Below are 25,695 nucleotides of genomic sequence, written 5' to 3'. Positions count from 1 at the left end.
GATCGCCAAGGTGCCGGGTCCTACTTCATGTGAACCTCCTGCACCTCTCGGGTCGATGCAGATTCACGGGAAGCGGCAGCGACGTCAACGCGGAAATCCCTTTCCGAAGCCCCGATCCGCGCGAGGATGGCCTGCCGATCCTGGTCGAAGGCCGGCGGCGCGCGTCCCGGAACGGCAGGCGTGCCCATCAATTTCATCGGCGATCGCAGGCCGGTGTAGCCGCCCTCCCCGTGCACCAGCAGTTCGCGGTGGGCGGTGTGCGGATGATTCAATGCCGCAGCGACGTTGTTGACACAGGCCGCCGGCACCCCGGCCTTCATCAGCGTCTGCGCGAGTCCTTCGGCCGGCCACGTGCCGGTGACCGATTCGATCTCGGATTTCAGGGCCGTCCTGTGCGTGACCCGTTTCTCGTTGTTCGAAAAACGCACGTCGGCCACCAGCGACTCGCGGCCGATCGCCGCACAGAACCTTCTGAACTGGCCGTCGTTGACGACCCCGACGAACACGTCCCCGTCGGCGGCCCGGATCTTGTCGTAGGGCGCGATATTGGGATGCGCGCTGCCCAGAGGCCTGGGGCATTCGCCCGAGTAGATCCAGTTGGCGGCGTGCGGCAGCAGCAGGCTGATGGCGGTGTCGTAGAGCGTCACCTCGACACGCTGGCCCTGGCCGTCGCGGTCCCTCGCCCGCAACGCCATCAACAAACCCGAGAGCGCAACGTAGCCGGTGAGATGGTCGACCACCGGAATGCCCAGTTTCGTGGGCCCCGACGCCGCATCGCCGTTGATGCTCATCAAGCCGCACGCGGCTTGCAGCACGGCGTCGTAGCCCGGCAGGCTGCCCAGCGGACCATCGGGTCCAAAACCGCTGATGCTGCAGAACACCAGGGCGGGATAACGGGCCGCCAGCGCCTGCTCGTAGCCCAGCCCCCAGCGCTCGAGCGTGCCGGGAACGAAGTTCTCCACCAGCACATCGGCATCCGACAGCAAGGCGTGGAGCACGTCCTGGCCGTCAGGGGTGGACAGATCGAGGCTGATCGATTGTTTGCCCCGGTTCAGCGCCGAAAAATAAGCGGATTGCCGGCTCGGCGTGACCGGGGGCAGGAGCTTGCGGGTCTCGTCGCCGGACGGTGGCTCCACCTTCACCACCTCCGCGCCGTGGTCCGCAAGCATCTGGGTGCACAAGGGCCCTGCAAGGACCCGGGTCAGATCCACCACCTTCAGCCCCTGCAGGGCCCCTGCTCGGGCTTCGCTCATGGCCGTGCCTGGCGCGTCGGGAGAATGATCGTGCCGCCGCCGATCACCGACAGCTCGTCGTCCTGGTTGTGGGCCACCTGTTCGATGTCCACCATGGACTTGCCGTCCTGAACATACTTGCGCACCACCTTGCCCTTGATGAACAGCATGTCGCCCTCGGGATTGTGGCGGCGGATCTTGCAGCTCGCCTTGTGCAGGAAGCCCGTGTCGCCCATCCAGTTGGTCAGGTGATGGGTGAGCCACGAAGTGCGTTCCGGGCCGTAGTCGTAAGCACCGGGGGCGCCGACTTCGAGTGCAAAATCCTCTTCCCAATGCACACGCTCGGGGACATCCGGAATGCCGAAGCGGTTCTTGATGCCGACACCCGGATGGGCATCGATCAACTGCCAGGCCAGCTTGTTGGCGCGGATGTACAGGCCACCCCAGCCCTGGGCGTAGGCGATGAAGCCGGTGACCGTCATCGGTCCCTTGAACATCACCGGCAGGGCATCGCCTTCGTTGACGTCTTCCCAGTAGCGCGGAACGGCTCCGCGGATTTCCTCGTCCCGGTAGAGTTTGTAGGCTTCGCCCAATTCTTCATCGGTGTAGGTGCGAGGACCGCGTTCACGCGCCTCCTGGTATTTCGTGCCCTGTTCGCGGGCATGATCCCGCTCGGTTCGGAAACACCAGCTGTCGGCTTCCGCGACCTTGTCGCCGCTCTGGTTGAAGAAATCGACGTGGTAGATCTGCTGGATCGCCCGGCCCGCAAAACGGGTCTGGTGTTCCACCAGGTCTTTCAGATGGGCTTCCGTGTGGATCTCGTCGTTGCGGAAGACCGGCTTGTGCCAGGTCCAATCGGCACCCGACCACATCGCGTGCACACCCGGCAGGCCGCCGACATAGCCCGAAACGATACGGCTCGTCGAAAACAGAAAGCTCGGCAGGGCCACGATGCCGCCGTAATGCGATTTGGCTGCATAGGCGGGATCGCACCAAAGCGGATTGTCGTCGCCGATGCCATGCGCGTAATGGCGGATGTTGTCTCGCGTCGCTTCGTGGCACCAGGGCTCGGCGGTCTGGCCGATCTTGACGCCGATGCGTTGGCGGAGATCGTCCAGCCCGTTGTCCGTGATCTTGGGAAAGCTGCGCTGTACCTTCATGTCCATGTTGACTGCTCCTGAGTGACTTGCGGGGGTGGAAAAAAAATGGCGGGCTTCAAGCCGTTGCAAAGGCGGCGTGTTCGTCTCGGTCCCGGTCCGCCAGCTCGCGCTCGCGCAGAACCTTGCGATGCACCTTGCCGGCAGGGGTTTTGGGGAGTTCCGAGACCACGGCCACATGCCTCGGGTACTCGTGCTGGCTGAGCTTGGTCTTGACCAGTTCCTGGATCTCGAGGGCCAGCGCCTGGTGCTGGCCGGCCGGGCGATTCGTCACGACAAAGGCCTTGACGACCTGTCCCCGCACGGCGTCCGGAACCCCGATGGCCGCAGCCTCGAGCACATCCGGATGCATCAGCATGACGTTCTCGATCTCGACCGCGCTCATGGTCCAGCCCGCCGAGATGATCACGTCGTCGGCCCGTCCGCCATGGTAGAAATAGCCGTCTTCGTCGGTCCGGCCGAGGTCTTTCGTGGGAATCCATTCGCCGCGGCGGCGCACCACCAGTTGGCCGGTCACGCCTGCAGGGCAGGGCTGGCCCTCGGCGTCGTGGACCTGCACCTCGGTACCCGGAACGGCCTTGCCCAGCGATCCGCGCTTGACCTCGAAATCCGGTGCGCCGGGGTAGCTGGCCAGCACCACGCCGATCTCGGTGGTGCCATACATGCTGCAGACTTCCAGGCCCAGGGTTTCATGGATGAAATCCGCCGTGTCGTCGTCGATCGGCTCGCCGGTGAACGACAGCTTCTCGAAAAAGAACCGGTACTCGCCTGCCTTGCCGCAGTTCTTCATCATCCGGTAGTGCGTGGCAGCGGCCGACATGTTGGTGAACCGGTGCGCCGCGAGCGCCTGCAACAGCCGTTCGGGGTTGAAACGGCCGCTGTATGCGCCCACCGTCAAACCCAGCGCCAGCGGTGCCAGCGTGCCGTGCCACAGTCCGTGACCCCAGGCAGGCGATGACGGACAGAAAAAGCGGTCGCCCGGACGCAGGCCCGTTCCATACAGTGCAGCCACCATGAGCGTGACCAAGGCCTTGTGCGTGTGCTTGACCGCTTCGGGCAGCTCGCGCGTCGTGCCCGAGGTGTACTGAAAAACCGCCAGATCGTCCGCTTTCGAGCGAGGCGTGTAGCTCGGCGAGAAACGGCTCAGGTCGTCGACAAGCCGCTCGTCGAAGATCTGGACATTCGGGTGCCCGGTCGAACGGGCCGCATCGGCCTTTTCGCGATTGGTGATCAGCAAGGCCGGACGGCAGTCGTTGACGCGAAGCCGTATGCCGTCGGGCCCGAACAGCGTGAAGAGCGGGACCGCAATGGCGCCGCTTTTGATGACGCCGAACATCGCCGTGTAGAAAGCCGAAGAGGGCTCCAGCATGATGGCGACGCGATCGCCGGGCACGACGCCCTGGGCTTCGAGCCAGTGGGCAAAGCGCGACGAATTCGCCGACAGTTCCGCGTAAGCGATGACCTCCTCGCCTCCCTCGGCCTTCACCACGATCAGCGCGTCGCGCCCCGAAGCCGCATACCGGTCCACGCACTCCGTGGCGATGTTCAGATGGGCGCGGTCGCCCTCCATCAGATCCCACAGTCGATCCGGCGAGAACGCCTTCTGCGCATCGGCGTAGCTCTGGAAATCGGTCAGCTTTTTCATCTTCTGCATCCAAGTCGTTGACGATTGAATGCAGTGTTGAGTTTCACCTTTCTTTTGTCAAATGGATCGTCTATTTGTACTAATACAAAACTAATCTGGTCAATGACCGGTTTTTTCTGGGTGCAGCGGCGCAGTTTCCGGCGACGAAAACAGCCGGTCCGAACAGTGATTCGAGATCGAAAATTCCTGGGATCCGTTTGCCGGGATTCCGTTGCCTGCTCACTTTTCGAGCATCGACGATCCGTCCGCAGGCCGGGGATGTCAGCCCTGGCTCATTCACGCGCCGATGTCGCGCAAAACGCCATGCGCGGCGCGTGCCCCCCGGCCTCGACGCGATGAAGTCAAGGGTATGTCCCGACCCTCATTGGGCATGGGGCTCCAGGATAGAAACCGCCGTGTGGACTTGCGCGTCTGGAGCGGTCAGGCGGGTTTCAAGCGGAGTCAAGTCTCACGATCCAAGGGCTCGAAGGCGATCTTGCCTCGCGCAGGCGGTAGCATTCAGGTCTGTCCTGCCGAGATGCCCATGCACAACTACGAATTGCTCTATCACTACCGAACGCAGCGACTGGTCAAGTACGGCGCCCATGAGTCCAAGCTCCCGGCCGAAGAACTGCTGCTGTTTCGCCTGACCCACGAAAGCGGCGCCGTGCGCGCGGAAGACGAAGACGGCGAACTGCCCGAGCTCCCGGTGTCCGAGATCCTCGCCGTCAGAGGCTACTCGGACGTGCAAGTCAAATGGCTCGATTGAGCCTCGTCCACGTCTTTGCCGCGATCAGTCCCCGAGGAAGAGGCCATCGAGCCTGACCGGGGGCGCGGCTTTCAAGGTCTTCGGGATGAGGCGGCTTGCGGTGTGGGCCGCCCGCCGCTTCAGCGACACGGGCGATCGCAGTCTCCCTGACCAGCATTGCGGCAAGGCGCGAGGCCATGGTTTCCTCTTGCATCATGCTGCTGGCGACGCCGACAGGCAGGCCGCTGAGCGCCGGCATACGGCGAGATCGAGGGGGAAGAGGCGCGCGACAAAGAGACATCAGGGGGATGTCGCTGCGCGGCATGCGGAAGCGGGGTGCAGATCTGGCCGGCGACGTGCAAACGGCGTCGAAACGGACCACAGAGATCAATACCGCACAAAGGCCGTCAGACGAACGCGGAAACGAACACAAAAGCCATGCGCGAACTCACTTGAAAACCATAGCGCTTGCGTCTATGGTGCCGAAGGCCGGACTCGAACCGGCACACCTTGCGGCGGGGGATTTTGAGTCCCCTGCGTCTACCGATTTCGCCACTTCGGCCAGTGAGAGGGGGTATTCTAACCAGGTTTGACCCTCCTCACGCCACTGGACGCACAATAGCGCCCATGACGCATTCCATGAACTACCCCACCATCGAACAGGCCGTCGGCAAGACGCCTCTGGTTGCGCTGCAGCGCATCCAGGCCAGCGCCAACGCAGCGCGCCGCAATGTCGTCCTCGCCAAGCTCGAGGGCAACAATCCCGCCGGCTCGGTCAAGGACAGGCCGGCCCTGTCGATGATCGTGCGGGCCGAGGAACGTGGCGAAATCCACCCCGGCGACACGCTGATCGAAGCGACCTCGGGCAACACCGGCATCGCCCTCGCCATGGCCGCGGCCATCAAGGGCTACCGCATGGTGCTGATCATGCCCGAGGACCTGTCGATCGAACGCGCGCAGACGATGAAGGCCTTCGGCGCCGAACTCGTGCTGACGCCCAAGAGCGGCGGCATGGAATACGCCCGCGATCTGGCCGAGAAAATGCAGGCCGAGGGCAAGGGCCGCATGCTCGACCAGTTTGCCAACCTCGACAACCCGCGCATCCATTACGAGACCACCGGTCCCGAACTGTGGGAACAGACGGGCGGACGCATCACCCATTTCGTGAGCGCCATGGGCACCACGGGCACCATCACGGGCGTCAGCCGTTTCCTCAAGGAAAAGAATCCGGCCATCCAGATCATCGGCGCCCAGCCGCAGGAAGGCTCGCGCATCCCCGGCATCCGCAAGTGGCCGGAAGAATACCTGCCCAAGATCTACGACGCCTCGCGCGTGGATCGGCTGGTCTACGTCTCGCAGGCCGATGCCGAACACACCTGCCGCCAACTGGCCCGCGAGGAAGGCATCTTTGCCGGCATCTCGGCCGCCGGCGCGCTGTGGGTGGCCCAGCAGATCGCCGGCGAGGTCGAGGACGCGACCATCGTCTTCGTGGTCTGCGACCGCGGCGACCGTTACCTCAGCACCGGCGTGTTCCCGGCCTGATGGCCCCGGCACCGCTGCCGCCATGAGCGATTCGCCGCCCTCTCCCCGCTTCTGCCCGCAGTGCGCCACGCCGCTGCGCGAGGTGACGCTGGACGAGGACGGTGGCGCCAAGGCTCGCCTGCGCTGCACCGCCTGCGGCTGGACCCACTGGAACAACCCGACACCCGTGCTCGCTGCCGTCATCGAGTACCGGGGCCAGGTGCTGCTGGCACGCAACGCGGCCTGGACGGGCCGGCAGTTCGCGCTCATCACCGGTTTCATGGAAGCCGGCGAGACGGCCGAGCAAGGCATCGCCCGCGAGATCCGCGAGGAAACCAACCTCGAGACCCAGTCGCTCGATCTGCTCGGCGTCTGGAGCTTCGAACGCATGAACCAGATCATCATCGCCTACCACGCGGTGGCCGACGGCGAGATCCGGCTCTCGCCCGAGCTGGTGGAGTACAAGCTGTTCGATCTCGACCGCGTCAAATGCTGGCCTGCCGGCACCGGGCAGGCCCTGGCCCAGTGGCTGCGTTCGCGCGGCCATGAGCCCGAATTCACCGAGTTCCGCCGCTGAACGAGGGGTCTTCGGCTGCCGCGGTTTTCAGCGGACAGCGGCCCCGCTCCATTGCTTTCACCCCATGACCGATTCCAACGCCTCACCCTCCCCTGCAGCCTTCGATCTCGAAGTCGACGCACGTGGCCTGAGCTGCCCGCTGCCCATCCTCAAGGCCAAGAAGGCGCTGAACACCATGGCTTCGGGCCAGGTGCTTCGTGTGCTGGCCACCGACCGCCATTCCACGCCGGATTTCCAGGCCTTCGCCAAACAGACCGGTCACACGCTGGTCGAGCAGCGCACGGAAGGCGACGTGCACATCCATTTCCTGCGCCGCCGCTGAACCGGGGCCCTGCCGGGCTCGCGGCAGCCGGCAGGCCAAAAAAACGGGCCCCAAAGGCCCGTCCGTTGTCGGCGATGAGGCTGTGCCGCCATCAATCGATCTTTAATCCCTTGAGGTAATCGCGGAAATACGCACCCACCTGCGGGTGCTTGAGCGCCAGCTCGACGGTGGCCTCCAGGAAACCTTCCTTGCTGCCGCAGTCGTAGCGTTTGCCCTTGTACTGGTAGGCGTAGACGGATTCCTGCTGGGTCAGGTCCGCAATCGCGTCGGTCAGCTGGATCTCGCCGCCGACGCCGCTCTTCTGGCGGGCGATGAGATCGAAGATGGCCGGCGTGAGGACATAACGGCCTGCCACGCCGATGCGGGAGGGCGTCTTGTCGGGACTGGGTTTCTCGATGATCTGGTTGACCTTGGTGAGGCGTTCGCCGGCGCTGTCGCCGGCCACGATGCCGTAACGCTTGACCTGGTCGAGCGGCACTTCCTGCACGGCGAGCACCGAAGCCTGCAGTTGTTCGAACTGCTCGGCCATCTGCGCCAGCACCGGCGGCTCGCCCATCATCAGGTCGTCGGCCAGCAGCACGGCAAAAGGATCGTTGCCCACCAGATGGCGTGCGCACAGCACGGCGTGGCCCAGGCCCAGCATGCGCGGCTGCCGCACATACGAGCACACCATGTCGGCCGGCATCAGGCTGTGCACCAAGGCGAGCAACTCCTTTTTGCCGGCCAGCTCGAGTTCGTGCTCGAGCTCGTAGGCGGTGTCGAAATGGTCCTCGATGGCGCGTTTGTTGCGGCCGTTGACGAAGATCATGTGGCGCACGCCGGCGGCATAGGCCTCCTCGACGGCGTACTGAATCAGCGGCTTGTCGACCACCGGCAGCATTTCCTTGGGCTGCGCCTTGGTGGCGGGCAGGAACCGGGTACCGAGGCCGGCAACAGGAAACACGGCTTTCTGGAGGATGCTTTTGCGGGTCATATCGAAAAGTGTCGAAGTTCTCAGTCAGGGAGGCGCCCGAATCGGCTGCCTGCGCCGCCCTTGCGGCGGGTGAAGGCAAGGAAACGAACGCGATGCTTACCTTAAGGCGTGCGAAACGGCACGCCACGTAGGACGGAGCCGCGCCGCCTGCACGGTGCGGGCGCCGAGTGCGCCCGAATCATCATGCGGCAAAAGAGGTGTACCGTGCATGCCGGACCGGTGCCGGACACTCAGGTATAACGTTTGTCGCGCAGGTTCTCGCGCATTTCCTCGAGCATGGGGCGCAGGGTCTGGCCGCCGATGCGCAATGCCACGCATGTGGCCAGGATGTCGATGATGGTGAGGTGCAGCAGGCGCGAGACCATGGGGCTGTAGCGGTCGTAGCCTTCGGGGTGATCGGCCGCCAGATGGATGTCGGCCAGGGCGGACAGGGGCGAACCGCTGGCCGTGATGACGATGGCCGTGGCACCGTGGCGCCGCGCGATCTCGGTGGCATCGATCAGATCGCGCGTGCGGCCCGAGTTCGAGATCACCACCACACAATCGCCCGGACGCAGCACCGAGGCACTCATGATCTGCATGTGCCCGTCGCTGTAGGCCACGGTGTGCAGGCCCAGACGGAAAAACTTGTGCTGTGCATCCTGAGCCACGATGCCCGAGTTGCCCACGCCGTAGAACTCGATGCGATGCCCGCCCCGATAGGCCGTCATGAGGGCACCGACCGCCAGCTCGATCGCATGGCCGCTGGCGTCGTTGCGGTACTTCAGGAAAGCCGCGACGGTGTTGTCGAGGACCTTGACCAGCACATCGCTGGTCTTGTCGTCGGTGTCGACGCTGCGGTGAATGAAAGGCACGCCCTCGCTCACGCTGCCCGCCAGCTTGAGCTTGAAATCGCTGAGACCGTCGTAGCCCATGCTGCGGCAGAACCGCACGACCGTCGGCTTGCTCACGCTGGCTCGCTGGGCCAGCAGGCTCACGGGCTGGGTGGCAAAGGCACGGGGGTCGTCGAGCACGAGCTGGCCCACCCGCTGTTCGGCGGGGGCCAGGGAAGGCAGAGAGGCCTTGATGCGGTCAAGCATGTTGATCAGGGAGAAAAGAGCAGGCTGCAAGCATAGCCGCCTTGCGCTGCCTCAAGACTCTTCGCTCCAGTGATAACCGTCGCGCGCGATCATGGCGCTGGAGGCGCTGGGGCCCCAGGTGCCCGAGGGGTACGAACGGGGACCGCTGCTGTCCTGCTTCCAGTATTCGATCAGGGGTTCGACCCAGCGCCACGCTTCTTCCTGCTCGTCGGCCCGCACGAACAGATTGAGCCGGCCATCGATCACGTCGAGCAGCAGGCGCTCGTAGGCCCCGACCCGCTCGCTGCCGAAACGTTTGTCGAAATCCAGGTCGAGCTGCACCGACGACAGCGCATCCATGTTGCGCCGGTTGTTGGCACCCTGCGCCATCAGGTGCAGTTCGAGACCGTCGCGCGGCTGCAGGTTGATCACCAGCTGGTTGGCCGCACCGCCGCCGGGCAGCTTGAAGATGCTGTGCGGAACGGGCCGGAAATTGATCACGATGCGCCCGTCGCGGCCGGCCAGCCGTTTGCCGGTGCGAATGTAGAACGGCACGCCGGCCCAGCGCCAGCTGACGATTTCCGTGCGCAGCGCCACAAAGGTTTCGGTATGGGTCTCGGGATTCACGCCCTGCTCGTCGCGGTAGGCGGGCACCCGCTGGCCGTTGATGGTGCCGGCGTCGTACTGGCCCCGCACCGAATGCTGGGTCAGCGTTTCGGGCGTCCAGGGCTTGAGCGCACGCAGCACCTTGAGCTTTTCGTCGCGGATCGCATCGGCATGGTCGCTGATGGGCGGCTCCATGCCGATGGCGCACAGCAGTTGCAGCGCATGGTTCTGCACCATGTCGCGCAGCGCGCCGGTGTTGTCGTAGAAGGGCCCGCGTTTCTCGACGCCCAGCTCTTCGGCCAGCGTGATCTGGATGTTGGCCACGTTCTCGCGGCGCAGCAGCGGCTCGAAGATGGCATTGCCGAAACGCAGCGCCATCAGGTTCTGCACCGAGGGCTTGCCCAGATAGTGGTCGATGCGGAAGACCTGGTTCTCGTCGAAGACCTCGCCCACCTTGCTGTTGATGGCCCGGTTCGAGGCCAGGTCGTAGCCCAGCGGTTTCTCGAGCACGATGCGGGTGCGCGGCGAGTTGAGCGCCGCGGCCTGCAGTTGTTCGATCACCTGGGTGAAGAGGGTGGGCGCTGTCGCCAGATACATCACCACCGTGTCCGCATCGCGTTCTGCCAGGGTGCGCTTGAGCGCCTGGAAGTCCTCGCTCTTGGAGACATCCATGCGCTGGTAGTACAGCAGCGAGGCGAACTTCGCGAACTCGTCGGGATTGGGGCGCTTGGCCGTCTCGACCTGCGCCAGCCGCTCGCCGATGCGCTGGCGGTAGTCCTCGTGGCTGGCATCGTCGCGGCCGACGCCGATGATGCGGCCGCCCTCGGGGAGCGTGCCGTGACGGAAAGCCTGGAACAGCGCCGGCATGAGCTTGCGCCACGCCAGATCGCCGGTACCGCCGAATAAAACCAGATCAAAACTCATGGTGGTGTGACGTCGGGACAATAAACGAAACAGGCCACCAATGTAACGGAGTTTCAGAACCGATGGCCGCAGCGGGAGGTTTTGCCCATCGCGGACAGAGGTCAGACGGCCGTACGGATCACGCGTCTCACCGGAAAACCCAGTGCGCCAGCATACTCGAGCAGCTCGCGCACCTTGGACTCCTGCAGGCGGGGCCGGCGTGAGAGGATCCACAGGAAACGACGATCGGGCGTGCCGACCAGGGCGTACTGGTAGTTCTCGTCGAGCTGGATCACCCAGTACTCGCCCCAGACCGGCGGCAGCCAGCTCAGCCAGGCCGAGGCAAAACGGACCGCCAGGCGGCCGGGAGACGACACGCCCGCAACCGGCATGCGCTTGGCGACGCCCTGTACGGCCTCGACGTGGCCGTCACGGCCGACGCAGCGATTGAGCACGCCCACCGTGCCGTCGGCGCGCACGCTGTAATGCGCGCTGACCTGGCCGCCGCAGTTGCGCTGGAAGCGGTTGGGCAGGCGGGCCTGCTCGTACCATGTACCGGCGTAACGGGCCAGGTCGACGTCGGCGACCACCGGCAGCGTCTGCCCTTCATGTCCGCTGCGCCAGTGCCGAACGGCCAGATAGGCGGCCACGCCGGCGACACCGGCTATGCCGAGCACCGCTCCGGCCTTGGCGCCCGACGAGGCGCGCCGGACTTTTTTCGGCACCACGGCAAGGCGCTCGACTTTCGCCAAGGCCTCTTTGGGCAAAGGGGCTTTGGCGAGCTGTCGCCGGGCGGATGCGACGGCAGAAGCCGCACGCCGGGGCGCGGCGTAGTCTTTGGTATGCGTATTTTTGGCGAATAGGGTCATAGGTCAGACTATGGTGCCAGCACGCCTCAAAGTTGATCGGACAAAGCGCCCGGCTCCTTGTCGGCCATTGCTGACACAAAATACGGCCTTCAGCACGTAATAATGTGACCATGACCCAACTCGACGCCCTCAAGCAACTCACCACCGTTGTGGCCGACACCGGTGACTTCAAACAACTCAGCGCCTACCAGCCGCAGGATGCGACGACCAATCCGTCGCTCATCCTCAAGGCGGTGCAGAAGTCCGACTACGCCACCCTCCTCAACGAAACCGTGGCCGCGCACCGGGGCAAGCCCGTCGACGAGATCATCGACCACCTGCTGGTGCGTTTCGGCAAGGAGATCCTGGCCTTGATCCCGGGCCGTGTATCGACCGAAGTCGACGCCCGCCTGTCGTTCGACACGCAGGCCACGTACGACCGCGCCCATCGCATCATCGACCTGTACAAGGCCGAAGGCATCGACACCAGCCGTGTGCTGATCAAGATCGCCTCCACCTGGGAAGGCATCCGTGCCGCCGAGAAGCTCGAGAAGGAAGGCATCCACTGCAACCTGACGCTGCTGTTCTCGTTCGCACAGGCCGTGGCCTGCGGCGACGCCGGCGTCAAGCTGATCTCGCCTTTTGTCGGCCGCATCTACGACTGGTACAAAAAATCCGCCGGCGCGGACTGGAACGAGGCGGACAACGCCGGCGCCAACGATCCGGGCGTGAAGTCGGTCACCGCCATCTTCAACTACTACAAACACTTCGGCATCGACACCGAGGTGATGGGCGCCAGCTTCCGCAACGTCGGACAGATCACCGCGCTGGCCGGCAGCGACCTGCTGACCATCAGTCCCGATCTGCTGGCCAAGCTGGCCGAGAGCAACGATCCCCTGCCCCAGGCACTCGATGCCCAGGCCGCCAGACAGCTGAAGCTGGAAAAGGTCTCTTACGACGAAGCCAGCTTCCGTTATGCGCTCAACGAAGACGCGATGGCGACCGAGAAGCTGGCCGAAGGCATCCGCGCCTTTGCCGCCGACGCCGTCAAGCTCGACAAGCTGATCGCAGCGGCCTGATCCGCCGACATGCCGCGGCCGGACCCGACGGCCGCACCACCAGGGCCTGCCGGGCGAGCGATGCTCCCCGCAGGCCTTTTCTCAATCCACCCGCCCCCCGAGGCCCCTGAAGACACGATGACCGATACCTCCGCCTTGCCCAACCTGCCGGCAACCACGCGTTGCGACCAGACGGTCGCCTGGCAGGCCCTGCACACGCATTTCGCGGCGCAGGGCCGAGACTTCGATGCGCGTCAGGCGCTGACCCAGGATGCGGGCCGGGTGGAGGCCTTCCGCCAGACGGCGCCCTACATCAGCGCCGATCTGTCGAAGAACCGCATCGACGCACAGACCGAGCAACTGCTGCTCGAGCTGGCCGAACAGAGCGGTCTGGCGGCCTGGCGCGACGCCATGTTCGCGGGCCTGCCCATCAACAACACCGAGCAGCGCCAGGTGCTGCATGTGGCGCTGCGCAGCCAGGCGCTGGCGCAGGAATGCGCCTGGGGCGCGGCCATCGATGTCGAAGAGGTGCGGCAGACGCGCGCGGCCATGCTGGCCTACGCCGAGCGGGTGCGGGCCGACGACAGCATCACGGACATCGTCAACATCGGCATCGGCGGTTCCGATCTGGGCCCGCAGATGGCCGTGCTGGCGCTCGAGGCCTACCGCCATCCGGGCAAGCGGCTGCATTTCGTCTCCAACATCGACGGCCACGAGCTGGCGGGTGTGCTGGCAGGGCTCAAGCCGCAGAACACGCTGTTCCTGGTCGCCTCCAAGACCTTCACCACCATCGAGACCATGACCAATGCGCGTTCGGCACGCGCCTGGTTCGAGGCCGAGGGCGGCACCGACGTGGCGCGCCACTTCGCGGCGCTGACCACCAACGTCAAGGCCGCTGCCGAGTTCGGCATCACGACCACCTTCGGTTTCTGGGACTGGGTGGGAGGCCGTTACTCGCTCTGGTCGTCGATCGGTCTGCCGATCGCCATCGCCATCGGTGCCGAGCACTTCGACGCCTTCCTGGGTGGCGCAGCCGCCATGGACGAGCACTTCCGCACCGCCCCGCTGGCGCAGAACCTGCCGGTGCGGCTGGGCCTGCTCGACGTGTGGTATCGCAATTTCCACGGCTACACCAGCCGCTGCGTGGCGCCTTACCACCAGGGCCTGCGCCGTCTGCCGGCCTATCTGCAGCAGCTCGAGATGGAAAGCAACGGCAAGCGTGTGGACCGCCAGGGCCAGGCCTTGCCGATCGGCACCTCGCCGGTGGTCTGGGGCGAACCCGGGACCAACGGCCAGCACGCCTTCTTCCAGATGCTGCATCAGGGCACGGACGTGGTTCCGGTCGAGTTCATCGTGACGCGCGAAGCCGCCCACACCCTGCCCGGCCACCATGCCAAGCTGCTGGCCAACGCGATCGCCCAGGCCCAGGCGTTTCTGCAGGGCCAGCAGGGCGCGGACGGCGCACGCGACTTCCCCGGCAACCGCCCCAGTACCTTCCTGGTGCTCGAACGGCTGGATCCGGCCTCGCTCGGCGCCCTGATCGCACTGTACGAGCACCGGGTCTTCACCAGCGGCGCGCTGTGGGGCATCAACAGCTTCGACCAGTTCGGCGTCGAGCTGGGCAAGGTGCTGGCCAAGGACATCGAGCCCCGGCTGGCTTCGGGCGACGTGCAGGGTCTCGACGCCTCGACGGCCGCGCTGGTCCGCCAGTTGCAGGGTTGAGTCACCGGCGCTGAGCACCGGCCCGCAAGCCCCTGGGCTTTGCTGCCGGGCCGCTATCCCCAATGAAAAAGCCCTGCGGCGCCGGTGTGCCGCAGGGCTTTCTTGTCTGAAACGGCCGCCCCGCAACGGGCGTTCGGGCGTTCAGTCGATGCCGTGGAAGACCGCGTCGTCCGGGCCCACCATGGTGGGTCGGCGCCAGGTGGCGTCGCGCATGGAACGCTGCACCTGGCCATCCACGCCCAGCAGGACCGCAAAGATCGCCATGCGCACGGGGATGCCGTTGTCGGTCTGGCGGAAGATGGCCAGGCGCGAGTCATGGTTGAGATCGGTGCTCAGGTCGTTGGCATCGGGCCGACCGTCGCGCGGCAGCGGATGCATGACCAGCGTGTCGGGACCGCAGGCGGCATCGAGCGTGGCCTTGTTGATCTGGAACTCGGGGGTGTAGCCCTCGAAGGACTCGTCCTTGAAACGCTCCTTCTGGATGCGAGTGGCGTACACCACATCGGCACCGGCCAGGCCCTTGTTGAGGTCATGGGTCTGCTCGATCACATGGTCGTTCTTCGCCAGGCGGTCGACCACGTAGGACGGCATTTCGAGGCCGGGCGGCGAAATCAGCGTGAGCTTGATGCCTTTGTAGAGCGCCAGCAGCTTGGACAGCGAATGCACGGTGCGGCCGTACTTCAGGTCGCCGACCAGCGCGATGTGGGATCCGTCGACCAGCTTGCCCAGCCGCGAGAACTCGCGCTGGATGGTGTAGAGGTCGAGCAGTGCCTGGCTCGGGTGTTCGCCCGGGCCGTCGCCGGCGTTGATGACGGGGATGTTGGTGGCGCGTGCGAACTCGGCCACCGAGCCCTGCTCGGGGTGGCGCACGACCAGCGCATCGACATAACCGGCCATGACGCGGCTGGTGTCGTAGATGGATTCGCCCTTGGCCATGGACGAGAAGGTGAAGCCCGTGGTGTCGCACACCGATCCACCCAGGCGGCAGAAGGCAGCCCCGAAGCTCACCCGCGTGCGGGTGCTGGCCTCGAAGAACAGGTTGCCCAGCACCGCGCCTTCGAGTACACGTGAAATCTTCTGGCGGCGGGCGATGGGCTGCATGATGTCGGCGACCCGGAACAGCGCCTCGGCCGATTCACGGGTGAACTGGTCGACGGACAGCAACTGGGGACGGCCTTCGAAGGCGATGGCATCGGCCAGAGGCTGACTGTGTACGCTCTGCGTCGATTCTTCTTGGCGCTGCAGGATCTCGGTGACAAAACGCTCGACGATTTCCGGCATGGCGCGCGACTCCTGGGAATCGTCCGGAAGCAGCCAGGTGTCCAGTGCCCGGCGCGACACGCCGATGCGTGTGGCGAAGGCCTCGCGGGTCATGTTCAGGCGACGCATCGCATCGCGCAGGAAAGTTTGCTGGGCACTCATAAGGCGGCATCCTCAATATACACGGTGCGTATAGTATCGATTTTTGCCGTCGCTGTCGCGTCTGTTGCGCGATGATCCAAAAAAAAGCCGCGAACCCGAAGGTTCGCGGCTTTTTTGGCTGGGCACACGGGGCGGCGGCTGGCGCTGCCCCTTGGACCGGCAGGGCTTTTACATGCCCATGCCGCCCATGCCACCCATGTCGGGCATGCCGCCGCCGGCCGGTGCGTCGTCCTTGGGCAGCTCGGCCACGATGGCGTCGGTCGTCAGGATCAGGCTGGCCACCGATGCGGCGTTCTGCAGCGCCGAGCGGGTCACCTTGGCCGGATCCAGCACGCCCAGTTCCACCAGGTCACCGTAGGTGCCGTTGGCGGCGTTGTAGCCGAAGTTGCCCGTGCCTTCGAGCACGCGGGCCACGACCACGCTGGGTTCGTCGCCGGCGTTGGCAACGATCTGGCGCAGGGGTTCTTCGACCGCGCGCAGCACGATCTTGATACCGGCGTCCTGATCGGCGTTGTCACCCTTGAGGTCCTTGATCGCGGAACGGGCACGCAGCAGAGCCACGCCACCACCGGCAACCACGCCTTCTTCCACTGCAGCGCGGGTGGCGTGCAGGGCGTCTTCGACGCGAGCCTTCTTTTCCTTGAGTTCGACTTCGGTGGCAGCACCGACGCGGATCACGGCAACACCGCCGGCCAGCTTGGCCACGCGCTCTTGCAGTTTTTCACGGTCGTAGTCGCTGGTCGCTTCTTCGATCTGGATGCGGATTTGCTTGACGCGGGCTTCGATGTCGTCGGCTGCACCGGCACCGTCGATGATGATGGTGTTTTCCTTGCCGATCTCGACACGCTGGGCTTGGCCCAGGTCAGCCAGGGTGACCTTCTCGAGGGTCAGGCCGACTTCTTCTGCGATGACCTTGCCGCCCGTCAGGATGGCGATGTCTTCCAGCATGGCCTTGCGGCGGTCGCCGAAGCCAGGCGCCTTGACGGCCACGACCTTCAGGATGCCACGGATGGTGTTGACCACCAGAGTCGCCAGGGCTTCGCCTTCGACGTCTTCGGCAATGATCAGCAGGGGACGGCCAGCCTTGGCGACTTGTTCCAGCGTGGGCAGCAGGTCGCGGATGTTGCTGATCTTCTTGTCGAACAACAGCACGAAGGGGTTGTCCAGCAGGGCAACTTGTTTTTCGGGGTTGTTGATGAAGTAGGGCGACAGGTAGCCGCGGTCGAACTGCATGCCTTCGACGACGTCGAGTTCGTTGATCAGGCTCTTGCCGTCTTCAACGGTGATCACGCCTTCCTTGCCGACCTTGTCGATGGCGTTGGCGATGATCTGGCCGACGTCTTCATCGGAGTTGGCCGAGATGGAGCCGACCTGGGCGATTTCCTTGGAAGTCGTGGTGGGCTTGGCGATGTTCTTGATTTCGGCGACGACGGCGGTCACGGCCTTGTCGATACCGCGCTTCAGGTCGGTGGGGTTGAAGCCGGCGGCCACGTACTTGAAGCCTTCGCGAACGATGGCTTGTGCCAGCACGGTGGCGGTGGTGGTGCCGTCACCGGCGTTGTCGTTGGTCTTGGAAGCGACTTCCTTGACCAGCTGAGCACCGATGTTTTCCAGCTTGTCCTTGAGTTCGATTTCCTTGGCCACGGACACACCGTCCTTGGTCACGGTGGGGGAGCCGAAGGAACGCTCGAGCACCACGTTGCGGCCCTTGGGACCGAGGGTCACTTTGACCGCGTTGGCCAGGATGTTGACGCCTTGCACGATCTTTGCACGTGCGTCGTCACCGAAAACTACTTGTTTGGCTGCCATTTGAATGAGCTCCTAATGAGATGGGGAAGGTCGGTTCGTGAAGAGGGAGAGGCGATCGCTCGGCGCGATTACTTCTCGACCACTGCGAACAGTTCTTCTTCCTTGATGACCAGCAGTTCGTCGCCGTTGACCTTGACGGTCTGGCCGGAGTACTTGCCGAAGAGCACGCGGTCGCCGACCTGCACGCCCAGAGCGATCAGTTCGCCCTTGTCGTTCTTCTTGCCGGGGCCGACGGCCAGCACTTCGCCTTGGTCAGGCTTCTCGGCGGCGTTGTCGGGAATGTAGATGCCAGAGGCCGTCTTGGTTTCGTTTTCCAGACGCTTGACGATCACGCGATCGTGCAGGGGGCGAAGGCTGCTCATTGCTGCTCCTTGAATGCTTGCAATACGAATGAAATGGACAAGAAAAAACGCGGGCTCTTGCAAGTCAGCGTTCGATAACTTTGCCGGGGAGGTGGGCCATCGCGGCACCGGGGCCGCTGCTAGCACTCACCCCCCTTGAGTGCTAATAATAAGGGATGCGTGGCAAATTTCAAGCGCGACCGTGCGAAATCGGGAAAAAAGGCGGGGATCCCGGGTGGTGACCCTGATGATGGGAACGGCGCTGGCGGCGCGAATGTCGGCGCAGTGGGCGTGCCGTCGCGATGCGGCAGCATGCGGTCACGCAGCACGGTGAGCCAAGGCTCGCGCGGGCCCGAAAAGCGCCAGAATGCCGAATCGATCCGGCCTGGGTGCCGGATGTTCATCGGCACGCCGCTGCCGCTTTTGTTGTCCACAGGAGCCCTCTCATGCCTCCCCTTCGACTCGCCGTGATCGGCTGCGGCGCCATCGGTTCGGCCGTGCTGCGTCACCTGGCCACCGAGCCCTCGGTCCGGGTGGCCGCCGTCGTGCTGCGCGACCCCGCTTCGCCGACGGGCGGAATTGCACGCACGCTGGCGCCCGGCGCGCACGTGCTGGCGCGGCTGGACGACGCCCCGGCCCCCGTCGATCTGGTGCTGGAATGCGCGGGCCATGACGCCCTGGCGGCCCATGTGCTGCCGGCGCTCGCGCGGGGCGTGGATTGCATCGTGACATCGATCGGGGCGCTGGGCGATGCCGAACTGGCCCTGCGGCTCGAACAGGCCGGGCATGACGGCGGCTCGCAGCTGGAGCTGGTGTCCGGCGCCATCGGTGCGATCGACGCGCTGGCCGCGGCACGACTGGGTGGACTGGAGCGGGTGACGTATGTCGGCCGCAAACCGCCCTCGGCCTGGCAGGGCACGCCTGCCGCCGCCCTGCACGCGCTCGAGGACCTCGACCGCCCCCTGTGCATCTTCGAGGGCAGTGCCCGGGAAGCGGCGCGCCTCTACCCCAGGAATGCCAATGTGGCGGCCACCGTGTCGCTCGCCGGGCTGGGGCTGGATCGCACGCAGGTCCAGCTCTACGCCGACCCGCATGCCGGCGGCAACGTGCACGAGCTCCGGGCCGAAGGCGCCTTCGGCTCGCTCGTGCTCACCTTGCGCGGCCAGCCGCTCGCCAGCAACCCCAAGACCTCGGCACTGACCGTCTACAGCGCCTTGCGGGCCGTGCTCAACCGGCGCGCCGCCTGGAGAATCTGAGCGGCCAGCGGCGGCTCCGGCACGAATGCGCGACACGGCGGCCGCGTGGACAAGCCCCGTCAAAACCCGCCCTCGCCGCCTGCCGCGCCGCCCCCAGGCTGCGGCAGGGGCTGCGTCATGAGGCAAAATCCGGTTCATCGTGGCCACCCGCAGTGGCATGCGGTCCGGATGACGGGCCGCCCTCTTCCTTAGCATCTGGACTGAATAACCTCATGATCGTCAAACCCCGCGTGCGTGGCTTTATCTGTGTGACCGCCCATCCGGTTGGCTGCGAAGCCAACGTCAAGGAACAGATCGACTTCATCAAGGCACGCGGCCCCATCGCCAACGGCCCCAAGCGTGTGCTGGTGATCGGCGCATCCACCGGCTACGGCCTGGCCGCCCGCATCACCGCCGCATTCGGCTGCGGCGCCCAGACCCTCGGCGTGATGTTCGAGCGCGCCGGTACCGACGGCAAGCCGGGCACGGCAGGCTGGTACAACACCGCCGCTTTCCACAAGCTGGCCGGCCAGGAAGGCCTGTACGCCCAGAGCATCAACGGCGATGCGTTCTCCGACGCCGTCAAGCAGCAGACCATCGAGACCATCCGCCGCGACCTCGGCCAGGTCGACCAGGTCGTCTACAGCCTGGCCTCGCCGCGCCGCACCCACCCGCGCACCGGCCAGGTCCACACCTCCACGCTCAAGCCCATCGGCAGCGCCATCCACCTGCGCGGCATCGATACCGACAAGGAACAGATCACGGAAGTGACGCTCGAACCCGCCAGCCAGGAAGAGGTCGACAACACCGTCGCCGTGATGGGCGGTGAGGACTGGAAGTTCTGGATCGAGGCGCTGCGCGAAGCCGGCGTGCTGGCCGACGGCGCCACCACCACCGCCTTCACCTACCTGGGCGAAGAAGTGACGCAGGCCATCTACTGGAACGGCTCCATCGGTGCCGCCAAGAAGGATCTGGACCGCACGGTTCTGGGCCTGCGCGAGACGCTGGCCGCGACCGGCGGCGACGCCCGCGTGTCGGTACTCAAGGCCGTAGTGACGCAAGCCAGCTCGGCCATTCCGGTGATGCCGCTGTACCTCTCGCTGCTGTTCAAGGTGATGAAGGAACAGGGCACGCACGAGGGTTGCATCGAGCAGCTCGACGAGCTCTACCGCAACAGCCTGTGCAGCGCCACGCCGGTGCTCGACGACGAAGGCCGCCTGCGCGCCGACTACAAGGAACTGGCACCCGAAGTGCAGGACCGCGTGAAGGCCCTGTGGAACGAAGTGACCAACGAGAACCTGCACGAGCTGACCGACTTTGCCGGCTACAAGCAGGATTTCCTGCGTCTTTTCGGTTTTGGCCTGCAGGGCGTGGACTACGGTGCCGATGTGGCGGTCGAAGTCGACATCCCCGGCGTGATCACGGTCTGAAGACCGCCGCCCGGCCAACACGCCCGGCCGGGCCACGGCGCCGCTTCGCATCGAACACGGCCCCACGCCGGCCGGTCATCAGCCCACCGCAGCCAGCTTGGGCGGCTGCGGTGCCCGCATGCTGCCCGTGTCCAGCCAGCGCTGATGCCAGGACAGCGCCTCGCCCAGCATGTGCGGCGTGTGCAGCCCGTAGCTGGTGTGCAGGGTCCGATCGAAATAATCGCTCAGCGCATCGCGGTAGTCGGGATGCACGCAGCGGTCGATCAGCACCCGGGCCCGCTGCTTGGGCGACAGGCCCCGCAAGTCCGCCAGCCCCTGTTCGGTCACCACGATGGAGACATCGTGTTCGGTGTGGTCGACGTGGCTGACCATGGGCACCAAGGCCGAGATCGAGCCGTTCTTGGCCGTGCTGGGGCTGAGAAACACCGACAGGAAACTGTTGCGCGTGAAATCGCCCGAGCCGCCGATGCCGTTCTGGATCCGTGAACCCATCACGTGGGTGGAATTGACATTGCCGTAGAGATCGGCCTCGATCATGCCGTTCATGCCGATGCAGCCCAGGCGCCGAACCAGTTCGGGGTGGTTGGAAATCTCCTGCGTCCGCATGACGATGCGCTGGCGGTAGAAGTCGATGTTGCGCTTGAACTCCTCGTTGGCCTGCGGGCTCAGCGCGAACCCCGTGCACGAGGCCATCTCGAGCACGCCTTCGCGCAACAGATCCAGCATGCCGTCCTGAATCACCTCGGTGAAGGCCGTCAGGTTGCGGAAACCGCTGGCCCCCAGTCCGGTGAGCACGGCATTGGGAATATTGCCCACGCCCGACTGCAAGGGCAGCAGATTGGCCGGCAGCCGCCCGAGGCTCACCTCGTGCTTGAGGAACGCGATGAGATGCTCGGCAATGCGTTCGCTGGTGGCATCGACCGGACTGAAGGGGCTGTTGCGGTCGGGGGCATCGGTGCGCACCACGGCCACCACCTTGGCCGGATCCACGCGCAGGTAGCGGTCGCCGATGCGGTCTGCAGCATGCGACAGCGGGATCGGCTTGCGGTGCGGCGGCAAGGCCGTGCCGTAGTAGATGTCGTGCATGCCGTCGACGCCGGCCGGCTGCCATTCGTTGACCTCGATGATCACGCGCCGGGCCAGGTCCAGCCAGGTCTTGTTGTTGCCGACCGATGTGGACGGCACCAGCAGGCCGTCCTCGCGGATGGCCGACACCTCGACCACCGCCGTGTCGATGTCGCCGTAGAAACCGAACCACGTGTGCTGTGCCACGTGGCTCAGGTGCGCGTCGATGTACTCCATGCGGCCGTCGTTGATGCGCTGGCGGGCATCGGGATCGGTCTGGAAAGGCAGTCGCAGGCTCATCCCGTCGACCTTGGCCAACGCACCGTCGAGCTCGGGCGCGGTCGATGCGCCGGTCAGCACCCGCACCTTGAAGGCCTCGCCCCGGTGGTGCGCCGCATCGATGTGGCGGGCCAGGGCTGCCGGCACGACCTTGGGATAACCCGACCCCGTGAAGCCGCTCATCGCCACGGTTTCCCCGGGCTGGATGAAGGCAGCGGCTTCGTCGGCACTCATGACACGGGCGTGGAAAGGGCTGTACTGGATGCGGTCGGTCATGTGAACACCTGTCTCTTGTCTCGGGATCGTCGGGGACGTCGCGTCCGCGGTCTGCCGCTCCCGGCATCGGCCAAGGGCCGAAGGAAAACCCGCCGCAAAAAACGGGCGAGCGGGGACTCGAGGACGATTATCCGGCCGGAGCAGCGGCGCATCCATGACACCGGCGAGTGGCCGAACGATTCAGTCTGTCATCGGGCGGCAAACGGTCCGCGCCTGCAATGGACGGAATGGCCGAGAGGGCCGAAAGGGCCGGTTCAGGCCGGCTGCTGCGCGGGCGGCTGGGGCAGCCATGCGAAGGCCGCAGCGCCCGCCACCATCAGCAAGGCCAGTCCGCCCAGCACTGCGGCATAGGGATCCCATCCCAGCGAGGACGCCCAACTGGCCAGCGCCCCGGTCAGCCACTGCACCCAGGCGACGCCCAAGAACATCGCCATGGTGAACACGGCCATCGCCCGGCCGGTGATGGCTTTCGGATAAGCGGCCCGCACATCCGCGTACTGCCACACCACGTAGCCCGACAGACAGCCCAGCAGCACCGGCACGGCGACATCCAGCCAGACCGATCCCAGAAAAGCCATCAGCAGATAGAACACGGCCAGCACCAGCGAGAACGCGACGATCCAGGGCCGCCGCAGCACGCCTGGATCGAGCCGGCCGAACAGCAAAGGGCCGACCAGCGCCGTCACCGATACCGCCGTCGCCACATGCCCGCTCTGCAGCAGCGAGAAGCCGTGGCGCTGCACCAGCAGCGGCCCCAGCCAGAGACCGCGCAGCGCGATGAAACAGGCATAACTGACCAGTGCCAGCGCCACGATGCCCCAGGTGTGGCGAAGCAGCAGCAGATCGCCGAAACGGCGGATGGCCTGGCCCAGCGATTCGGCGCCTGCCGCGCCGGGCTCCGGCCGGTCGTGCACCAGCCAGGCCATGATGGCCCAAGCCGCCATGGCCGCCAGGCCCAGCACGACAAAGCCCATGCGCCAGGAAGACGCCTGCACCAGCGATGCCAGCGGCGTGCCGGTGAACAGCATGCCCAGCCCGCCCAGGCCCATGGCAAAACCCGAAAGCGAGGCAAAGCGCTCGGTCGGGAATCGCCGTGCGATGAACACCGTGCACACGAGGAAAGCCGGTGCACACCCCATGCCGATCAGCACCTGCGCGGCCAGCAGCCAGGGATAGGACGGCGCCCACGCCGCCAGGCCGGAGCCGACGATGGCCAGGGGAAACGCCGTCAGGATGGTGCGGCGGACCCCATGCAGGTCGATGCCGATGCCCATGAACATCTGCATCGATCCGAAGGCGAGGTGGAACATGCCCGCGAACAGGCCGAGCTGCTGCGGCGACAGGTTCCACTCGTTCTGCAGCGGCACGGCCAGAATCGCCGCGACCGTCCGGTAGGCCTGGCTCAGGCTGAAGCCGGCCACCAGCGCCAGCAGCATGGCCACGGCCGAAACGTTTCGGCGACGAGCGGGCGCGGCGGCAACAGGTGGTGTCATGGCAAACCGGAAGGGCGTGGAAGGACGGCGTATCTCAGGGGCCAAGATAGCACGAGCCGCCCTGCGTTCGGGAACGGCGCCAGCAGGATCTGGCACGACTATCGCTAGGAAGAAGCATGAGCCATCGCCCTCCTCGCCTCCCGGTCCAAGCCGTTCGCCCCACCCGGGAACAGTCGGTCAGGGACAAGCGCGCCGTCATCATGCGTGCCGCGCTCGACCTGTTCTCGCGCTACGGACGGCACGGCACCTCGGTCGACCAGATCGCCAGCGCCGCGGGCCTGTCGAAAAGCAATCTGCTCTACCACTTCAGCAACAAGGACGATCTCTATGTCTGCGTGCTGCGCGAGCTGCTCGAGGTGTGGCTCGCACCGCTGCGCGACTTCAGCGCCGAGCAGGATCCGGCGGATGCACTGGCCGACTACATCCGGCGCAAGCTCGCCATGTCGCGCGACCAGCCCCATGCCTCCCGCCTGTTCTGCCTGGAAATGGTACAGGGCGCGCCGCTGCTGCGCGACGAGCTGGCGCACGAGCTCCGGCTGCTGGTCGAGTGCAAATCGGATGTCATCCGCACCTGGGTGAACCAGGGCCGACTGGCCCCGGTGGATCCGCACCACCTGCTGTTTCACCTCTGGGCGGTCACCCAGCACTATGCCGACTTCGCGGTTCAGGTCGAGGCCCTCACCGGCCGCACGCTGCAGGATCCGGATTTCTTCGAATCCACCGTCGCCAATCTGGTGGCGATCACGCTGGGAGGCGTTGTGCCCCGGCCGGCCGGCTAGCGCGCCACCTTCGCCAGAAAAGCCAGCATGCCGGCGTTGAAGGCCGGTGCCTCGGTGGCGCTGTGTGCGTGGCCGCCATGCGGCACGCTCTCGAGCGTGGCCTTCGGCAGACCCTGGGCCAGGCGCTGCGAGCAGGTCCAGGGCACCAGCACGTCGTCCATGGCGGCGGCCACCCACACCGGCACGGCGATGTCGCCCAGCCGGCTGTCGACATCGAACGCACGCAGCGCCGCGATGCGGGTCTGCATGGTTTGAGCACCGGGGAAATGGGCCAGCGCATGCTCGACCTCGCCCTGCACCTGCTCGGCATGCGCCGCCGCCCAGGCCGCCGGATACAGGAATATCGGCTGGGCCTCGACATAGGCTCTCGGCCCGCTGCGGGCCAGCAGCTCCAGCCGCGCATCGAAACACCGGGCCGAATGCGGATTGGGCTTGGACCAGGCATTGATCAGCAGCAGGCTGGCCACCCGCGCCGGCGCATCCAGCGCCAGTTGCAAGCCCACCAGGCCGCCCAGCGCATGCCCCATCAGATGGCACGAGGCCGTCTGCGTGCGATCCAGAATCTCGGCCACGTCCTGCGCCATGTGCGCGATGCTGTAGGGTCGCGGCAGTTCGCCGGGACTGCGCCCCGTGCCCCGCTGGTCGTAGGCGATCACCCGGTAGCCGGCTTCCAGCAACGCGGGCAGTTGCGGTTTCCAGAAGCCGGCCGCACCGCCCAGGCCGGACGACAGCAGCACCGTCGGCGCATCCGCCGGACCGTGCACGTCATAGGTCAGGCTCATGACGGCTCCTGCGTGCCGACGTGTGCGATCGAGGCGATCTCCACCAGCGCCTCGGGCTTGACCAGTCCGCACTGGATGCAATAACGCGCCGGCTTCACGCCCGGAAAGAACTCGGCATACACCGTGTTGATCGCGGCGTAGTCCGCCCAGTCGCGCAGGAAGATGTGGTTGAACGTCACGTCCTCCATCGTGCCGCCGGCGGCCTCGATCACGCCCTGGATCACCGTCAGCACATGCCGGGTCTGCGCGGCCGCATCGCCCACATGGACCACGTTGTTGTCCTTGTCGAACGGCAAGGTTCCCGAGACATACAGCACCCCGTCGGCCAGCGTGCCCGGTACGAATGGCGCGATCGGCGTGCCCGTTCCGGGCGGGATGATGGCTTTTTTAGGCATGGATCAAAACTCCTGTCTGAACAAACAAAAACACGGCACG

Annotated in this window: 24 protein-coding genes and 1 tRNA gene; 9 read left to right on the top strand and 16 right to left on the bottom strand. The window is 65.6% G+C overall.

All coding sequences use genetic code 11. From position 1 onward, the window contains the following. Positions 1-20: 20 nt before the first annotated feature. The 3 genes from EC845_RS07840 to EC845_RS07830 are packed head-to-tail and all read right to left on the bottom strand — an operon-like array spanning position 21 to position 4,034. Positions 21-1,253, bottom strand: a complete 1,233-nt coding sequence (locus tag EC845_RS07840) for a CaiB/BaiF CoA-transferase family protein (protein WP_123296883.1) — start codon at positions 1,251-1,253, stop codon at positions 21-23. Beyond that, positions 1,250-2,398, bottom strand: coding sequence for a MaoC family dehydratase N-terminal domain-containing protein (locus EC845_RS07835; protein ID WP_123296881.1), 1,149 nt, complete (start codon positions 2,396-2,398; stop codon positions 1,250-1,252). The genes EC845_RS07840 and EC845_RS07835 overlap by 4 nt, the downstream gene beginning before the upstream one ends. A 49-nt stretch (positions 2,399-2,447) precedes the next feature. Further along, complete coding sequence (locus tag EC845_RS07830; protein WP_123297976.1) at positions 2,448-4,034, bottom strand: acyl-CoA synthetase; 1,587 nt, start codon at positions 4,032-4,034, stop codon at positions 2,448-2,450. Positions 4,035-4,557: 523 nt separating this feature from the next. Between EC845_RS07830 and EC845_RS07825 the strand changes: the two genes are divergently transcribed. Next, entirely contained in the window at positions 4,558-4,782 is a 225-nt protein-coding gene (locus EC845_RS07825; protein ID WP_123296879.1) for a hypothetical protein, read from the top strand. Between the two features lie 456 nt (positions 4,783-5,238). On the opposite strand, the gene EC845_RS07820 is transcribed toward EC845_RS07825, so the two are convergent. Then, positions 5,239-5,323: transfer RNA gene (locus tag EC845_RS07820), tRNA-Leu, on the bottom strand. Positions 5,324-5,400: 77 nt separating this feature from the next. Between EC845_RS07820 and cysM the strand changes: the two genes are divergently transcribed. The 3 genes from cysM (at position 5,401) to EC845_RS07805 (ending at position 7,181) form a co-directional block, all read left to right on the top strand. After that, the gene (cysM, locus tag EC845_RS07815) at positions 5,401-6,303 is read left to right on the top strand and encodes a cysteine synthase CysM (RefSeq protein WP_123296877.1); all 903 of its coding nucleotides are present in this window, start codon (positions 5,401-5,403) and stop codon (positions 6,301-6,303) included. Positions 6,304-6,325: 22 nt separating this feature from the next. Beyond that, positions 6,326-6,859, top strand: a complete 534-nt coding sequence (locus tag EC845_RS07810; protein WP_123296875.1) for an NUDIX domain-containing protein — start codon at positions 6,326-6,328, stop codon at positions 6,857-6,859. Positions 6,860-6,923: 64 nt separating this feature from the next. Then, a complete protein-coding gene (locus tag EC845_RS07805; RefSeq protein WP_123296873.1) occupies positions 6,924-7,181 on the top strand; it encodes a sulfurtransferase TusA family protein in 258 nt (85 codons plus the stop codon). A 91-nt stretch (positions 7,182-7,272) separates the two neighbouring features. On the opposite strand, the gene galU is transcribed toward EC845_RS07805, so the two are convergent. The 4 genes from galU to EC845_RS07785 all read right to left on the bottom strand — a co-directional run bounded on the left by galU (position 7,273) and on the right by EC845_RS07785 (position 11,449). Next, positions 7,273-8,154, bottom strand: coding sequence for a UTP--glucose-1-phosphate uridylyltransferase GalU (gene galU, locus EC845_RS07800; RefSeq protein WP_123296871.1), 882 nt, complete (start codon positions 8,152-8,154; stop codon positions 7,273-7,275). A 230-nt stretch (positions 8,155-8,384) separates the two neighbouring features. Continuing rightward, entirely contained in the window at positions 8,385-9,233 is an 849-nt protein-coding gene (locus EC845_RS07795; RefSeq protein ID WP_123297974.1) for a MurR/RpiR family transcriptional regulator, read from the bottom strand. A 51-nt stretch (positions 9,234-9,284) separates the two neighbouring features. Further along, entirely contained in the window at positions 9,285-10,742 is a 1,458-nt protein-coding gene (zwf, locus tag EC845_RS07790; RefSeq protein WP_123296869.1) for a glucose-6-phosphate dehydrogenase, read from the bottom strand. Positions 10,743-10,843: 101 nt separating this feature from the next. Beyond that, on the bottom strand, positions 10,844-11,449 hold the full coding sequence (locus tag EC845_RS07785; RefSeq protein ID WP_233597983.1) for a lipocalin family protein: 606 nt from the start codon (positions 11,447-11,449) through the stop codon (positions 10,844-10,846). A 251-nt stretch (positions 11,450-11,700) separates the two neighbouring features. On the opposite strand from EC845_RS07785, the gene tal reads away from it, so the two are divergent. Together tal and pgi are read left to right on the top strand one after the other, a co-directional pair. After that, positions 11,701-12,648, top strand: a complete 948-nt coding sequence (gene tal, locus EC845_RS07780) for a transaldolase (protein WP_123296865.1) — start codon at positions 11,701-11,703, stop codon at positions 12,646-12,648. A gap of 117 nt (positions 12,649-12,765) precedes the next feature. Further along, positions 12,766-14,349 carry a glucose-6-phosphate isomerase gene (gene pgi / locus EC845_RS07775; protein WP_123296863.1) on the top strand — a complete coding sequence of 528 codons (1,584 nt, stop codon included), beginning with the start codon at positions 12,766-12,768 and terminating at the stop codon, positions 14,347-14,349. A 141-nt stretch (positions 14,350-14,490) separates the two neighbouring features. On the opposite strand, the gene EC845_RS07770 is transcribed toward pgi, so the two are convergent. The 4 genes from EC845_RS07770 to EC845_RS22120 form a co-directional block, all read right to left on the bottom strand. After that, a complete protein-coding gene (locus tag EC845_RS07770) occupies positions 14,491-15,771 on the bottom strand; it encodes an aspartate carbamoyltransferase (protein ID WP_123296861.1) in 1,281 nt (426 codons plus the stop codon). Between the two features lie 168 nt (positions 15,772-15,939). After that, entirely contained in the window at positions 15,940-17,580 is a 1,641-nt protein-coding gene (groL, locus tag EC845_RS07765) for a chaperonin GroEL (protein WP_123296859.1), read from the bottom strand. A gap of 68 nt (positions 17,581-17,648) precedes the next feature. Beyond that, positions 17,649-17,942: a co-chaperone GroES gene (groES, locus tag EC845_RS07760; protein ID WP_123296857.1), complete on the bottom strand. Its 294-nt coding sequence runs from the start codon at positions 17,940-17,942 to the stop codon at positions 17,649-17,651. 119 nt (positions 17,943-18,061) lie between these two features. Further along, positions 18,062-18,355 carry a hypothetical protein gene (locus tag EC845_RS22120; protein WP_148077270.1) on the bottom strand — a complete coding sequence of 98 codons (294 nt, stop codon included), beginning with the start codon at positions 18,353-18,355 and terminating at the stop codon, positions 18,062-18,064. A gap of 12 nt (positions 18,356-18,367) precedes the next feature. Here EC845_RS22120 and EC845_RS07755 point away from each other — a divergent pair, with 12 nt between their 5' ends. Then, on the top strand, positions 18,368-19,177 hold the full coding sequence (locus EC845_RS07755) for an aspartate dehydrogenase (RefSeq protein ID WP_123296855.1): 810 nt from the start codon (positions 18,368-18,370) through the stop codon (positions 19,175-19,177). Positions 19,178-19,389: 212 nt separating this feature from the next. Then, positions 19,390-20,586, top strand: coding sequence for an enoyl-ACP reductase FabV (gene fabV, locus EC845_RS07750; protein WP_123296853.1), 1,197 nt, complete (start codon positions 19,390-19,392; stop codon positions 20,584-20,586). Positions 20,587-20,664: 78 nt separating this feature from the next. Here fabV and EC845_RS07745 read toward each other — a convergent pair whose 3' ends face one another. Both EC845_RS07745 and EC845_RS07740 read right to left on the bottom strand, forming a co-directional pair. Further along, on the bottom strand, positions 20,665-22,206 hold the full coding sequence (locus tag EC845_RS07745; protein WP_123296851.1) for an acetyl-CoA hydrolase/transferase family protein: 1,542 nt from the start codon (positions 22,204-22,206) through the stop codon (positions 20,665-20,667). Between the two features lie 254 nt (positions 22,207-22,460). Beyond that, the gene (locus EC845_RS07740; RefSeq protein WP_233597982.1) at positions 22,461-23,699 is read right to left on the bottom strand and encodes a nitrate/nitrite transporter; all 1,239 of its coding nucleotides are present in this window, start codon (positions 23,697-23,699) and stop codon (positions 22,461-22,463) included. 116 nt (positions 23,700-23,815) lie between these two features. On the opposite strand from EC845_RS07740, the gene rutR reads away from it, so the two are divergent. Beyond that, positions 23,816-24,478, top strand: coding sequence for an HTH-type transcriptional regulator RutR (rutR, locus tag EC845_RS07735; protein WP_123296847.1), 663 nt, complete (start codon positions 23,816-23,818; stop codon positions 24,476-24,478). Here rutR and rutD read toward each other — a convergent pair. Together rutD and rutC are read right to left on the bottom strand one after the other, a co-directional pair. After that, positions 24,475-25,260 (bottom strand): pyrimidine utilization protein D, encoded by a 786-nt coding sequence (gene rutD, locus EC845_RS07730; RefSeq protein ID WP_123296845.1) that lies wholly within the window; start codon positions 25,258-25,260, stop codon positions 24,475-24,477. The two genes, rutR and rutD, sit on opposite strands and share 4 nt — an antisense overlap. After that, positions 25,257-25,655, bottom strand: coding sequence for a pyrimidine utilization protein C (rutC, locus tag EC845_RS07725; protein WP_123296843.1), 399 nt, complete (start codon positions 25,653-25,655; stop codon positions 25,257-25,259). The genes rutD and rutC overlap by 4 nt, the downstream gene beginning before the upstream one ends. Positions 25,656-25,695 lie beyond the last annotated feature (40 nt).

This window comes from Comamonas sp. BIGb0124 (genome assembly GCF_003752175.1).
GTDB lineage: Bacteria > Pseudomonadota > Gammaproteobacteria > Burkholderiales > Burkholderiaceae_C > Comamonas_F.
Note: the sequence above shows the minus strand (reverse complement) of the source record. Positions and strands in the feature narration are given on the sequence as shown.

Bases quoted from the DNA above. Each gene is read 5' to 3' on its own strand.
- EC845_RS07840 (WP_123296883.1), bottom strand. From the start codon at position 1,253: ATGAGCGAAGCCCGAGCAGGGGCCCTGCAGGGGCTGAAGGTGGTGGAT.
- EC845_RS07835 (WP_123296881.1), bottom strand. From the start codon at position 2,398: ATGGACATGAAGGTACAGCGCAGCTTTCCCAAGATCACGGACAACGGG.
- EC845_RS07830 (WP_123297976.1), bottom strand. From the start codon at position 4,034: ATGAAAAAGCTGACCGATTTCCAGAGCTACGCCGATGCGCAGAAGGCG.
- EC845_RS07825 (WP_123296879.1), top strand. From the start codon at position 4,558: ATGCACAACTACGAATTGCTCTATCACTACCGAACGCAGCGACTGGTC.
- cysM (WP_123296877.1), top strand. From the start codon at position 5,401: ATGAACTACCCCACCATCGAACAGGCCGTCGGCAAGACGCCTCTGGTT.
- EC845_RS07810 (WP_123296875.1), top strand. From the start codon at position 6,326: ATGAGCGATTCGCCGCCCTCTCCCCGCTTCTGCCCGCAGTGCGCCACG.
- EC845_RS07805 (WP_123296873.1), top strand. From the start codon at position 6,924: ATGACCGATTCCAACGCCTCACCCTCCCCTGCAGCCTTCGATCTCGAA.
- galU (WP_123296871.1), bottom strand. From the start codon at position 8,154: ATGACCCGCAAAAGCATCCTCCAGAAAGCCGTGTTTCCTGTTGCCGGC.
- EC845_RS07795 (WP_123297974.1), bottom strand. From the start codon at position 9,233: ATGCTTGACCGCATCAAGGCCTCTCTGCCTTCCCTGGCCCCCGCCGAA.
- zwf (WP_123296869.1), bottom strand. From the start codon at position 10,742: ATGAGTTTTGATCTGGTTTTATTCGGCGGTACCGGCGATCTGGCGTGG.
- tal (WP_123296865.1), top strand. From the start codon at position 11,701: ATGACCCAACTCGACGCCCTCAAGCAACTCACCACCGTTGTGGCCGAC.
- pgi (WP_123296863.1), top strand. From the start codon at position 12,766: ATGACCGATACCTCCGCCTTGCCCAACCTGCCGGCAACCACGCGTTGC.
- EC845_RS07770 (WP_123296861.1), bottom strand. From the start codon at position 15,771: ATGAGTGCCCAGCAAACTTTCCTGCGCGATGCGATGCGTCGCCTGAAC.
- groL (WP_123296859.1), bottom strand. From the start codon at position 17,580: ATGGCAGCCAAACAAGTAGTTTTCGGTGACGACGCACGTGCAAAGATC.
- groES (WP_123296857.1), bottom strand. From the start codon at position 17,942: ATGAGCAGCCTTCGCCCCCTGCACGATCGCGTGATCGTCAAGCGTCTG.
- EC845_RS07755 (WP_123296855.1), top strand. From the start codon at position 18,368: ATGCCTCCCCTTCGACTCGCCGTGATCGGCTGCGGCGCCATCGGTTCG.
- fabV (WP_123296853.1), top strand. From the start codon at position 19,390: ATGATCGTCAAACCCCGCGTGCGTGGCTTTATCTGTGTGACCGCCCAT.
- EC845_RS07745 (WP_123296851.1), bottom strand. From the start codon at position 22,206: ATGACCGACCGCATCCAGTACAGCCCTTTCCACGCCCGTGTCATGAGT.
- EC845_RS07740 (WP_233597982.1), bottom strand. From the start codon at position 23,699: ATGACACCACCTGTTGCCGCCGCGCCCGCTCGTCGCCGAAACGTTTCG.
- rutR (WP_123296847.1), top strand. From the start codon at position 23,816: ATGAGCCATCGCCCTCCTCGCCTCCCGGTCCAAGCCGTTCGCCCCACC.
- rutD (WP_123296845.1), bottom strand. From the start codon at position 25,260: ATGAGCCTGACCTATGACGTGCACGGTCCGGCGGATGCGCCGACGGTG.
- rutC (WP_123296843.1), bottom strand. From the start codon at position 25,655: ATGCCTAAAAAAGCCATCATCCCGCCCGGAACGGGCACGCCGATCGCG.